Genomic DNA, 12706 nt, shown 5'->3' on the forward strand with positions numbered 1-12706 from the left:
AATGACAAACAAACGGATCTTTTTGAACGCTTTTGATATGAATTGCGTTGGACATCAATCACCTGGGTTATGGACACATCCTGATGATCAGGCACATCGTTACAAGGACTTGGAGTATTGGACAGAGCTTGCGCAGCTATTGGAGCGCGGGCGGTTTGATGCCTTGTTTTTAGCAGATGTACTCGGAACGTATGATGTGTATCAAAACTCCCGGGATGGAGCAGTCCGTCAAGCAGCACAAGTGCCGGTGAATGATCCTCTGCTTGTCGTGCCGGCGATGGCCCAAGTCACAAAGCATCTGGGTTTTGGTGTCACGGCATCCGTTACGTATGAGCACCCATACAGCTTTGCGCGTCGTGTATCTACTCTGGATCATTTGACGAAAGGCCGTGTCGGCTGGAATATTGTTACCTCCTATTTAGAAAGTGCAGCAAGAAACCTTGGGTTGGATACGCAAGTCAAACATGACGAGCGTTATAACATTGCAGAGGAATACGTAGAAGTCTGCTATAAGCTTTGGGAGGGCAGTTGGGAAGACGATGCTGTTGTTCGTGATACAGAGAGAAAAGTGTACACTGACCCAGAAAAGGTGCATGATATTCACCACAATGGTACCTATTATACTGTGCCGGGAGCACATCTGTCCGAACCTTCTCCACAGCGGACGCCAGTGCTTTTCCAGGCGGGATCATCGTCTAAGGGCCGATCATTTGCTGCTAAGCATGCCGAATGTGTCTTTATAAGCACCCCCACAGTTACTGTGACAAAAAGCTATGTAGACAAGCTGCGAGAAGAAGCGAAGCGCCAAGGACGTGACCCCGAAGAGATAAAAGTGATGAGTCTCTTTACTCCGATAGTGGCCGAAACAGAAGAAGCTGCACAGGAAAAACTGGCTGAATATCGAAGTCATGCAAGCTATGAAGGAGGTCTGGTACTGCTGGGTGGATGGACCGGTATTGATTTTTCCGAATATGATCCGGACGAAGAGCTTCGTTTCGTTGAGAATGAAGCGATCCATTCAGCCGTGGAGACGTTCACGAAGATTGATCCGAATAAAAAATGGACTGTCCGTGAAGTGGCCGAATTTGTGGGTGTAGGAGGAATTGGTCCGGTAGTCGCCGGAACACCGGTCCAAGTGGCTGATGCAATGGAAGAGTGGATTGAACAGACTGGCGTCGATGGGTTTAATATAGCATACGCAGTGACTCCTGGAACCTTTAAAGATCTTGCTGATTATGTGGTGCCGATTTTGCAGGAGCGAGGCAGAATCAGAAAGGAATATGAAGGTGATACATTACGCGAGAATTTGAGCGGAGATAAGAGACTGCCAGTTCATCACCCAGCACGTCAGATCGGGCGAGCAGTTCAAGAACAAGGAAAGCAAACGGTGTAAAGTCATGACCAATAAAACTGAAACTACATTAGAAACCATTTACTCGTTGATAGAAGAAATAGTTGACCAGACAATCGGCCCCTCTGCAGATCGGCTCGACCGGGAGAAAATCTTTCCTAAGGCGAACATGCAGGAACTAGCTGATAAAGGATTGAACGGTATTTTACTGCCTGAATCCTTGGGGGGGCTGGATGCAGGGTACAAAGCATTTTCGATAGTGGCAGAAAAGATTGCTGCACACTGTCCTTCCACTGGTCTTGTTTACACGATGCATGTGGAAGCGGCCGATGTGATTGTCCGATTCGGATCGAAGGAACAGCAGGAGAAGTGGCTAAAACCTGTACAGGCGGGGAGCTTTGGCACAACCTCGACAAGTGAAAGAACCTCTGGAGGCAGATATTGGATCAACACGAGCCGAGCAAAACGGACGCTTCAAGGATATGAGCTTAATCTTGAAAAATCGTTTACGACAAGCAGCGGATTTGCTGATTTTTATATAGTTCAAACTGGATCACCCGAGGCTTCTTCAGCTGATGATTTGAGTTATTTTATCATCGAAGGAACGAACCCTGGCTTAAGCTATGGAAGCTGGGATGCGCTCGGAGTGAGAGGGAATCATAGCTCTTCACTCACGCTCGACAAAGTGCAAGTGCCGAAAGAAAATTTGCTCGGAAGTGAAGGGTCTGGCCGTACAATTGTAGAAACGAGTATTGCTTATTTGCTTGGCCTGGGTTCTGTCTGGACAGGCCTGGCTGGCGGCATTATTGATATAGTAACGGTTTATGCCAAACAGAATCATCATCGTGATGTGGAAAAAAGTCTTGGTGACTATCAGGTTATCCGCAGTTTGCTTGCTAAAGCCGTGATCCAATATAAAGGGCTTGCTGCCTGGCTGGAGCAGCTTCGAAGCGAGGTTGATCATCAGCTTAACAATGGCTCAGGAAAGCTTAGCCCCTCCACACAGCAGGATTTGCTGTCATTTAAAATACATGCTTCGGATACGGTGAATGAGATTGCACAAATCGCCATGGACATTACTGGAGGTTATGGTTATAAAATTGGTAAGCTGGAACGGTTTTACCGAGATGCAAGAGCGGGTATTGTAATGGGGCCTTCCAATAATCTAGCTCGTGAAATTCTTGCGAAGCAGCATATAGGAATCTCAGATGATTTGTGGGGAGAAACCTCTTGATTAGAGGTTTCTTTTTTCTGGGATATGAAAGATCCCTAGTTAATCTCATTATGAAAGTAACCATATGGGAATTTTTACATATGAAAAAACAAGGCTTGACCGACAAAATAAAGTACCCAGGAACGAATGTAATGGTAGAATGGGAGAGTAATAGCAGAGACAGTATAAAGAAAGAAGATGGATAGAAGTTTTCATTTCTTGACCCATTGAAGAAGGAAATCGGCGGCTTCTTATGTAATTAGGTAAAGAAACCTTTTTGAAGGCGGATTATTTACAATTTGTTGGTTACTGACTACTTCCGCTATATGAATGTGTTATAATTTTATAATTACAATACAAGCAGTTTTTGACTGTACAGCATAGGAAGAAGAGGAAATGAGCGAAAAAAAGAAAATTGTTTCCATCGAGGACCGTATCCCAAAATTAAAACAAGCGAGAAAGAAAAAGGCGAATAGACGACTTATATTCTACTTGTCTATTTTCTTCGTACTTATCTTCATCATTGTGTACCTGCAATCGCCATTAAGCAATATTCACCGCCTTGAAGTGGAAGGAAATGATTTTCTGCCTAAAGATACTATCATTCAAAGCAGCGGCCTGACTACTTCAGATAATATGTGGCGCATTGATAAGGATGAAGCAATTAAACGGATAGAGGAAAATGAAGAAGTTGAAAAGGTATCAATAAGCAGAGGCTTCCCTGCCACTGTCACAATTAAAGTGACAGAGCTTGGCAGAGTAGGATATCTGCAGCAGGATGGCAGTTATCGCGCACTGCTGACCAATGGCAGTATCTCTGAAAAGAAATGGGAGCAGCCAAAATCCGATGCCCCGACTCTCTATGGTTTTTCTGATGATAAGTATCTTAAAGAGATGGCAGGGGAACTTGCCGAATTGCCAGCTTCTATTACCGGTCTCATATCCGAGATACACTACAAGCCATCAGAAGACAATCAATTCATCATTCAGCTTTTCATGAATGACGGCAGGGAAGTGCAAGGAACAATCCGCACTTTCGCTACGAACATGGAGGCATATCCTAGCATTGCTGCTCAGCTTGATCCAGAAGTCGATGGTGTACTCCATATGGGAGTAGGGACCTATTTCGAGCCTGCTGAGAAGGAAAAAGAAGATAACGACCAAGAAGAAGGCTGATAAGCAGAAATTCGTGGTATTTTGTCAGTTTATGTAGAATAAACGGGCTATATGCGGTATAGTCGAATCAAATACGAGTATATTAGGCTAAATTCTTACAGAATGTCGCTTTTTAGGCAAAATTTCTCGTGAAATTTGTTATAATTATGCGTGTCTCAATACAAATGGTTAATAATGAAACGAAAATGTAAAAACAATGCTGGGCGACATGTCTCTAGGATTAGGAGGTGCCTTACGTGAACAACAGTGAAATTTTAGTCAGCTTAGATGTAGGAACATCAAATATTAAAGTGATTATCGGGGAAGTATTTCAGGATTCCCTTAACATAATCGGTGTCGGTACGGCAAAATCAAAAGGCCTGAAGAAAGGCGCCATCGTCGATATCGACCAAACTGTCCAATCGATCCGCAGTGCTGTAGAACAAGCTGAGCGGATGGTCGGTATGCAAATCGAACGTGTAGTCGTCGGTGTCAATGGGAATCAGATTCAGCTGCATCCATGCCATGGAGTAGTTGCTGTATCCAATGAAACCCGCGAGATAGACGATGAGGATATTGCGCGAGTAATTGACGCGGCGCAGGTTGTGTCCATTCCGCCGGAACGTGAAATAGTCGATGTGGTTCCAAAACAGTTCATCGTAGATGGATTGGACGGTATCAATGACCCTCGCGGCATGATTGGTGTTCGATTAGAAATGGAAGGAACAATCATTACTTGTTCCCGTACAGTCTTACATAATCTATTGAAATGCGTCGAGAGAGCCAACTTAGAAGTAATGGATATATGTCTGCAGCCATTGGCTGCAGGGGCTGTCGCCCTTTCAGAGGATGAAAAGAACCTTGGTGTTGGATTGATCGACATCGGCGGAGGCAATACAACTGTCTCTGTGTTCGGAAATGACCAGCTCATGGCAACTAGTGTGGTTCCTCTTGGCGGCGAGAATATTAGCAAGGATATATCTATAGGACTGAAGACTTCCTCCGAACAAGCGGAAGAAATCAAAATTGGATATGGACATGCTTTCTACGACGATGCCAGGGAGGATGAGACATTCGAAGCGTCGATTATCGGCAGCAACAAGAAACAAAACTTCTCCCAGCTTGATGTTGCAGACATAGTGGAAGCCCGTGTTGAAGAAATATTTGCATACGCCGACAGCGAAATCAAGCGCATGGGCTTCCCTGAACTCCCGGGCGGCTATGTCCTCACCGGCGGAACATCCATGATGCCAGGCATGCTTGAACTGGCACAGGACTGCTTCCAGGCGAATGTGAGACTTGCGATCCCGGATTATTTAGGAGTGCGGGAACCGCAGTTTACAAGCGCCGTTGGAATCTTGCAATTTGCCTATCGGAATGCGAGAATACAAGGGAAGGAGATCTTCTCTGCTGTGACAGAAGGAGATTTCGATGAGCCGGAAAGAAGACCGGCAAAACCCGCTAAATCAGAAAAGAAAAAAGGCGAAGATAAAAAGAAAGAATCAGGTATTGCTAACCTGTTCAAGTACTTTTTCGATTAAGACAGACACGTCAGCTCGATTGAAGGGAAAGACGGTTTGTAAATAGGAGGACGTTAAGATGTTAGAGTTTGACACAAATATGGAAACATTAGCGACAATAAAAGTCATCGGCGTCGGCGGAGGCGGAAGCAACGCAGTCAACCGAATGATCGAACATGGCGTCCAAGGCGTGGACTTTATTGCAGTAAATACTGATTCTCAGGCATTGAATCTTTCTAAAGCAGATGTCAAAATGCAGATTGGTGCGAAACTGACTCGCGGTCTTGGTGCTGGTGCCAACCCGGAAGTAGGCCGCAAAGCAGCAGAAGAAAGCAAAGAACAGATCCAGGAAGTTCTCCAAGGGGCCGACATGGTATTCGTTACAGCCGGTATGGGAGGCGGTACTGGTACAGGTGCTGCACCAGTTATCGCACAGATAGCCAAGGAGCTTGGCGCATTGACAGTCGGTATCGTTACACGTCCATTCTCATTCGAGGGACGTAAGCGTCAGACACAGGCTTTAGCTGGAACGGATGCTCTAAAGGGTAGTGTAGATACACTTATCGTCATCCCGAATGACCGCTTGCTTGAAATTGTTGATAAAAACACGCCTATGCTTGAGGCATTCCGTGAAGCGGATAATGTCCTTCGTCAAGGTGTACAAGGTATTTCCGAACTGATTGCCGTTCCTGGTTTGATCAACGTCGACTTTGCTGACGTGAAGACGATCATGGCTGATAAAGGATCTGCACTTATGGGTATCGGTATTGCAACTGGTGAAAACCGGGCGACTGAGGCTGCGAAGAAAGCTATCAGCTCTCCATTGCTAGAGACCTCTATCGATGGAGCACATGGTGTTCTGATGAACATCTCCGGCGGTACGAACCTAAGCCTGTATGAAGTACAGGAAGCGGCTGATATCGTAACAAGTGCGGCCGATCAGGAAGTAAACGTAATCTTCGGGTCCGTCATCAATGAAGATTTGAAAGATGAAATCGTTGTAACTGTCATTGCGACAGGATTCGATGAAGCTCAAATCCAGCAAGCTATGAATGCACCTCGTCCGAAAGCACGTCCGGTAGAGAAGGAAGTTCAAAGCACGCAGCAGCCTGCGACATCGGAAAGAAGAAGAGAGCGGGAAGAACTGCGCAGGGAAACACCATCCCCGCAGCAGCAACAGACGCGTAAGCAGGAAGAGGATACATTGGATATCCCGACATTCCTTCGCAATCGCAACCGCAGAAAATAATAATTACAAAGGATAGCATCCTATGATGCTATCCTTTTTTTTATGCCAAGAAATGTTAGACAAATTAGGCGGAAAATACATAAAAATAGTGCGCTGATGCGTGCATAAACTGACAGTATTTGAATCGGCTCTCCGTTATACTAGCTTCATCTATTAAAGAAGAAGGGGATAGCTGACGTGACAATCTATCTGGATGCAGTCTGGACGCTCAATCTATTTTTGGACTGGCTGCTGTTATTATGTACGCAAGCTATTGCAAGGTTGCAAGTACCAAAGCTTCGTATATTTGCAGGCGCCGTTGTAGCTTCACTCATTGTTCCAGTAACAGTCTATTTTCCCGAGAGCTTTCTGGCCCACCCAGCAGGTAAATTGCTTTTTTCCATGCTAATCATCTGGACAGCTTTCGGATTCCGCTCTGTCACCCGCTTTTTAAAGCTGCTGCTGCTTTTTTATTTTGTTACCTTCGCAGTGGGCGGCAGTCTATTCGCCATCCATTATATGCTGCAGACTCAAGCTGCATTCACTTCTGCCTCCTTCTTGACTGTAAGCACAGGATATGGTGATCACGTCAGCTGGCTTTTCGTAGCCATCGTGTTTCCGATTGCTTTGTATTTTACTAAAAGCAGAATGGACAAGCAGCGCTTTGAGCAATTCCGTTATGATCAGCTGCACAACGTTCAAGTGAGCATCAATGGAATTTCACATAAAACAGAAGGCTTCATCGATAGCGGAAATCATCTGTCTGATCCGTTAACGAAGCGGCCAGTCGTAATCTGTGATCAGCTTTTTTTGAGGAACTGGTTCACTGAAGAAGACTGGCAGCTGTTGGCCCAAGCAAACAGCGATTTGGATATGGATCTGCTGCCAAAGGATTGGCCCTATGAATTTTCTGTCGTTCCGTATCAGGGTGTGAATGGGGAAGGGGCCCTCATGTTGGTTTTAAAGCCGGATAGCATTTTGATTGAAATGGAGCAACTCCAGATCGAAACCGACCGAGTCTGGATTGGAATTCAATTCGGTAATCTTACCGCAGACCGACGCTATCACTGTCTGCTTCATCCGTCACTAGTACACGATGCCAGCACGCAAGCGGGCTAAGAAGAAGGGAGATAAACATGGGAATGAAAGCATGGAAGCTGAAAATATGGTGGTATAAAATTCTCGTCAAGCTTAAAATCAAGCGAAAGGAAATTTATTATATCGGAGGCAGCGAGGCTTTGCCACCTCCATTATCGAAGGAAGAGGAGTTCAAATTGCTCCAGCTTCTGCCTACTGGTGATAAATCGGCAAGAGCGATGCTGATTGAGCGCAACCTCCGTCTAGTGGTGTATATAGCGAGGAAGTTCGAAAATACCGGCATCAATATAGAAGACTTGATTAGCATTGGAACAATCGGTTTGATCAAGGCTGTGAATACTTTCAATCCAGAAAAGAAAATCAAGCTTGCAACATACGCTTCCCGCTGTATAGAAAATGAAATTCTCATGTATTTACGCCGGAATAGCAAACTGAAATCAGAAATCAGTTTTGATGAACCGCTCAATATTGATTGGGATGGCAATGAACTGCTTTTATCAGATGTATTAGGAACAGACGATGACATCATCACGAAGGATATCGAGAAAAATGTAGATAAGAATTTACTGAAAAAAGCCTTGGAACAGCTCAATGACAGAGAAAAGCAAATCATGGAACTGCGCTTTGGGCTTATCGGCCAGGAAGAGAAAACGCAAAAAGATGTAGCTGATATGCTCGGCATATCCCAGTCTTATATATCCCGTTTGGAAAAGAAGATTATCCGCCGATTGCAAAAAGAATTTAATAAAATGCTCTAAGCCTTACTGGTGCCTGTATTTGTCCACTGCCGGACAATGTCAGGCACCTTTTGTCTTTGCATAAAAAAATTCCCGTGGGGAGATACTGTGCTTGCATCGTATCTTCATTCGGGAGGTCAAGGAATATGTCGAGACAGAAAGTTGAAATATGTGGGGTAGATACTTCAAAGCTGCCAGTACTCAAAAATGAGGAAATGAAAAAGCTATTCATCCGCATGCAGCAAGAAGACGACATTTCAGCCCGGGAAGAACTCGTCAATGGGAATCTCCGACTTGTGCTCAGTGTTATTCAGCGCTTCAATAATCGAGGAGAATATGTTGACGATCTTTTTCAAGTAGGCTGTATCGGACTAATGAAATCCATTGATAATTTCGATTTGAAGCATAATGTGCGTTTTTCTACATACGCAGTGCCGATGATCATAGGGGAAATTCGCCGCTACTTACGAGATAATAATCCGATTCGGGTCTCTCGTTCCTTGCGTGATACGGCATACAAAGCTTTGCAGGTACGTGAGCAGCTGATTGCGAAGACTTCTAAAGACCCAACAACAGCTGAGATTGCTGCAGAGCTAGGTGTGCAGCCCTCTGATATAACATTCGCAATGGATGCGATCCAGGATCCGGTTTCTTTGTTCGAGCCGATTTATAACGATGGCGGTGACCCGATATTCGTTTTGGATCAGCTTCGCAGCGAGACGGAAAATGATGCTAACTGGCTCGATAATCTTTCTTTGAAAGAAGGTATGCATCGTCTGAACGAACGGGAAAAAATGATTCTGAACAAGCGTTTCTTCCAAGGCAAAACACAGATGGAAGTCGCAGACGAAATTGGTATATCCCAAGCACAAGTATCGCGGCTGGAAAAAGCTGCAATAGAAGAAATGAATAAACAAATGTTCGAGTGAAGACACCTGATTCAGGTGTCTTTTTTATGTTTGCATGCTAATTCATGAGCTTGGCCGCATAGACTAGAAGAAAACAGCAAAGGGGCTAAGTATTGATGACACTAACCGAATTGCAGATGAAGGATATAGTTCTGATGGAGAATGGTAAAAAAGTAGGGAATGTGTCCGATTTGGAAATTAATGAACAAAATGGTCATATATCAGCAATTATCGTAACACTTCGAGGGAAGATGATGGGGCTGTTCGGGAAGGAAGAGGAATTAGTCGTTCCATGGAATCAGATCATCACGATTGGAACAGATGTCATCTTAATCAAAAGTCCTGAACAAGCATCTGTGACAGAAGAAGCGAGCAAGTAATCTTGTACAGAATCAAGCGGAAATATGGTACTATAAAAGCAATCAGAGGAGTGGGTACCATATGAGAGAAACAGCTTCCGACTTGAAAGGGCTGTATATGGAGCTTGGCGGATGGTCAGCTCCTGACAGCATCGTCAGCGGAATTACGACAAAATACAATGGTGTGAGTAAAGCGCCTTTTCATAGTCTGAATATGGGACTGCATGTCGGCGATGAGCCAGAAGCGGTCGTCCAAAATCGTCAGCTTCTTGCCGAAGCAATTCAGTTCCCCTTGGAAAGATGGGTACTGGGTGAGCAAGTCCATGGGACGGAAATAGCGGTCGTCACCAAAAGAGAAGCCGGTCGCGGAAGCCGGGAATTAGCTGACAGCCTCCCATCAGTTGATGGTTTGATCACGAATGAAAAAGGCATGCTTCTTGCTGCTTTCTTTGCAGACTGTGTGCCTCTTTATTTTTTCGATAGTACTAGTGGGTGGATCGGAATGGCACACGCTGGCTGGCGCGGAACTGTCGCAAATATGGCAGGGAAAATGATTGAAGCTCTTTGTAACAACGGAGCAAACAAAGAAAATTTACAAGCGATGATCGGACCATGTATATCCAGGAACAGATACGAAGTGGATGACCATATTGTACAGCAGATACCTGAGCAATTCCGGGCTAAGGTGCTGGAGCCAAGCGGATCGGATCGATATTATCTTGATCTGCAGACACTCAATCGGCTGTATATGCTGCAAGCAGATATTCTGGATGAAAACATACTGACAGCGGCGCATTGTACATACGATTCTCCGGAATTCTATTCACATCGGGAAGATCAAGGAAAAACCGGCCGTATGATCGGTTTTATCGGGATGAAAGAGGAGTAAGCATGAATACAGTAAAAGAGAATCTGAAACGGATCAAGGATGATATTAGCTCGGCAGCGGCTAAAACAGGCCGAAATTCCGAGGATATAACACTCCTTGCCGTTACGAAATATGTTACAATTGAACGAACAGAAGAAGCTGTCGATGCCGGTATTGTCGATTTAGGCGAGAATCGGATCGAAGGTTTTCTTGAGAAGCAGGCAATCATTGGAGAAAAAGCTGTATGGCATTTCATCGGAAGCCTGCAAACAAGGAAAGTAAAAGATGTCATCAATCAGGTGGACTATCTGCATGCACTGGACAGACTGTCGCTCGCAAAGGAAATTCAGAAACGGGCAACCAAGAAAATCAAGTGCTTTGTACAAGTCAATGTGAGCGGAGAAGCTACCAAATCAGGTGTTTCACCTGAGGAAACACTGGCTTTTATCAAGGAGCTTGCAGAATTTCCGGCAATTGAAGTAGTCGGTCTGATGACGATGGCACCTAATACAGAGAATGAAGATGTACTCCGCAGTGTGTTCAGCGGCTTGAGACAGCTTCGTGATGAAGTGGCAGCTGCTAATTTGACGCATGCGCCTTGTACATTCTTATCCATGGGAATGAGTAATGATTACACAATCGCGATAGAAGAAGGAGCGACTCATATCCGGGTCGGCTCTGCTCTTGTAGGTCCATACTAAAAAGCGAGGTGAAGAAAATGAGTTTCAAGAATAAGATGAAAAATTTCTTTACTGTAGATGATGAAGAATATGAATATGTCGAGGAACAGCCAAACGAACAAGAGGAGATCGAGCCATATCAGCCAGGCGGGCGGAACCAGAATCAGAACGTTGTCAGCCTGAAAAGCGTGCAATCCTCTTCTAAAGTCGTTCTTTGCGAGCCAAGGACATATAATGAAGCACAGGAAATTGCCGATCATGTTGTAAACAGAAGAGCAGTAGTGCTTAATCTGCAGCGTGTCGATCATCACCAGGCTAAGCGTATCGTTGATTTTCTGAGTGGTACAGTCTACGCGGTTAATGGTGATATCCAGAAACTGGGCAGTCAAACCTTCCTGTGTGCTCCGGACAATATTGAACTAACCGGCAGCATATCCGATATGATAGAGGAGCAGGATGACTATAATAAGAGGTGGTAGAAGCAGATGCTTTTGAACATAATTAGTATGGCTTTCACAGTCTATTCCTTTGCACTGATCATTTATATCCTGATGTCATGGTTCCCGGGAGCCCGGCAGTCAGCGTTCGGCGAAATGCTAGGACGTATCTGTGAGCCATATTTGGATGTATTTCGACGGTTCATTCCGCCGCTGGGAATGATAGATCTCTCCCCAATCGTTGGGATCATTGTTTTGCGCTTGGCGGAGAGTGGTGTAAGAACTATCTACTTTATGATTTTTTAATGATGAGGAGTACAAAGTAACGTGAGTATCTATCAGCATTACCGGGAAGAGGAACGTCCTTTTATTGACCAAATTCTTTCCTGGATGGAACAAGTGGAGCGTCAATACCAGCCCCGGGTGACCGATTTCCTGGATCCCCGGGAACAGCTTATCTTCCGACAGCTGTTAGGCGGTCAGACCGAGCTGCAGTGGGCTTTTTCCGGCGGGACGGAGAAAGCGGAAAGAAAGCGGGGAATCATCGCTCCGCTTTATGACTCGATAACTCCCGAGGACTTTAGTATCGAGCTGCTCGAAGCTGCTTATCCCGATAAGTTTGTCACACTTGAGCACCGTGATGTGATGGGGTCTTTCCTTTCCCTTGGCATCGATCGCAAAAAACTGGGTGATATAAGTGTTGGGGAAGGCTTAATCCAGCTTTTCACTACATCAGACATCGCAATATACATACGTGCGAATTTAGTTGAAGTTAAAAGAGCCAAGGTATCGTGGCAATCCGTAGATCCTAATCGGTTCAGACCTGAAGAGGTGGAATGGGTCACGAGCGAAACAACTGTCTCCTCCCTCAGGCTGGATGCTATCGTAAAGGAACTCTATCGTATGTCACGCCAGCAGGCTGCAGAGCGCATCCAGAAAGGGCTTGTCAAAGTCAATTTTAAGACGGTCGAGGATGTCAGCTTTCAATTGGCTGAGGGAGACCTCATATCCCTGCGGGGTATGGGCAGGGGCAAGCTTGCAGAAGTGAAAGGTACAACGAAGAAGGACAAGCAGCGAATCACATTGGAAAAATTAAAGTAGCCGTAATGGTTAATTTATGCTATCTTTGTCGAATAACAGCTATTATTTAGA

General features: G+C 45.1%; 14 protein-coding genes. All 14 read left to right on the forward strand.

What is annotated here, in order from left to right:
• Nucleotide 1 precedes the first annotated feature (1 nt).
• Nucleotides 2–1393, forward strand: coding sequence for an LLM class flavin-dependent oxidoreductase (locus tag ACH6C1_RS06680; protein WP_374075766.1), 1392 nt, complete (start codon nt 2–4; stop codon nt 1391–1393).
• A gap of 4 nt (nt 1394–1397) precedes the next feature.
• Nucleotides 1398–2585, forward strand: a complete 1188-nt coding sequence (locus ACH6C1_RS06685; RefSeq protein ID WP_374075768.1) for an acyl-CoA dehydrogenase family protein — start codon at nt 1398–1400, stop codon at nt 2583–2585.
• A gap of 375 nt (nt 2586–2960) precedes the next feature.
• A complete protein-coding gene (locus ACH6C1_RS06690) occupies nt 2961–3740 on the forward strand; it encodes a cell division protein FtsQ/DivIB (protein WP_374075770.1) in 780 nt (259 codons plus the stop codon).
• Nucleotides 3741–3976: 236 nt separating this feature from the next.
• Nucleotides 3977–5260: a cell division protein FtsA gene (ftsA, locus tag ACH6C1_RS06695; RefSeq protein WP_374075773.1), complete on the forward strand. Its 1284-nt coding sequence runs from the start codon at nt 3977–3979 to the stop codon at nt 5258–5260.
• Nucleotides 5261–5318: 58 nt separating this feature from the next.
• A complete protein-coding gene (gene ftsZ / locus ACH6C1_RS06700) occupies nt 5319–6488 on the forward strand; it encodes a cell division protein FtsZ (protein WP_095223032.1) in 1170 nt (389 codons plus the stop codon).
• Nucleotides 6489–6665: 177 nt separating this feature from the next.
• Entirely contained in the window at nt 6666–7586 is a 921-nt protein-coding gene (gene spoIIGA, locus ACH6C1_RS06705) for a sigma-E processing peptidase SpoIIGA (protein WP_374075777.1), read from the forward strand.
• Nucleotides 7587–7609: 23 nt separating this feature from the next.
• Nucleotides 7610–8323, forward strand: a complete 714-nt coding sequence (sigE, locus tag ACH6C1_RS06710; RefSeq protein ID WP_095223064.1) for an RNA polymerase sporulation sigma factor SigE — start codon at nt 7610–7612, stop codon at nt 8321–8323.
• A gap of 125 nt (nt 8324–8448) precedes the next feature.
• On the forward strand, nt 8449–9231 hold the full coding sequence (gene sigG, locus ACH6C1_RS06715) for an RNA polymerase sporulation sigma factor SigG (RefSeq protein WP_374075780.1): 783 nt from the start codon (nt 8449–8451) through the stop codon (nt 9229–9231).
• 95 nt (nt 9232–9326) lie between these two features.
• Nucleotides 9327–9590 (forward strand): YlmC/YmxH family sporulation protein, encoded by a 264-nt coding sequence (locus ACH6C1_RS06720; protein ID WP_366249892.1) that lies wholly within the window; start codon nt 9327–9329, stop codon nt 9588–9590.
• A gap of 61 nt (nt 9591–9651) precedes the next feature.
• Nucleotides 9652–10458, forward strand: a complete 807-nt coding sequence (gene pgeF, locus ACH6C1_RS06725; RefSeq protein ID WP_374075783.1) for a peptidoglycan editing factor PgeF — start codon at nt 9652–9654, stop codon at nt 10456–10458.
• A gap of 2 nt (nt 10459–10460) precedes the next feature.
• Entirely contained in the window at nt 10461–11138 is a 678-nt protein-coding gene (locus tag ACH6C1_RS06730; RefSeq protein ID WP_374075785.1) for a YggS family pyridoxal phosphate-dependent enzyme, read from the forward strand.
• A gap of 17 nt (nt 11139–11155) precedes the next feature.
• A complete protein-coding gene (locus ACH6C1_RS06735; RefSeq protein ID WP_095223037.1) occupies nt 11156–11596 on the forward strand; it encodes a cell division protein SepF in 441 nt (146 codons plus the stop codon).
• A 6-nt stretch (nt 11597–11602) separates the two neighbouring features.
• Nucleotides 11603–11860 (forward strand): YggT family protein, encoded by a 258-nt coding sequence (locus ACH6C1_RS06740; RefSeq protein ID WP_374075788.1) that lies wholly within the window; start codon nt 11603–11605, stop codon nt 11858–11860.
• Nucleotides 11861–11881: 21 nt separating this feature from the next.
• A complete protein-coding gene (locus tag ACH6C1_RS06745; protein ID WP_374075790.1) occupies nt 11882–12655 on the forward strand; it encodes a YlmH family RNA-binding protein in 774 nt (257 codons plus the stop codon).
• Nucleotides 12656–12706 lie beyond the last annotated feature (51 nt).

The sequence above is a fragment of the Terribacillus sp. JSM ZJ617 genome (genome assembly GCF_044383785.1).
Classification (GTDB): Bacteria; Bacillota; Bacilli; order Bacillales; family Amphibacillaceae; genus Terribacillus.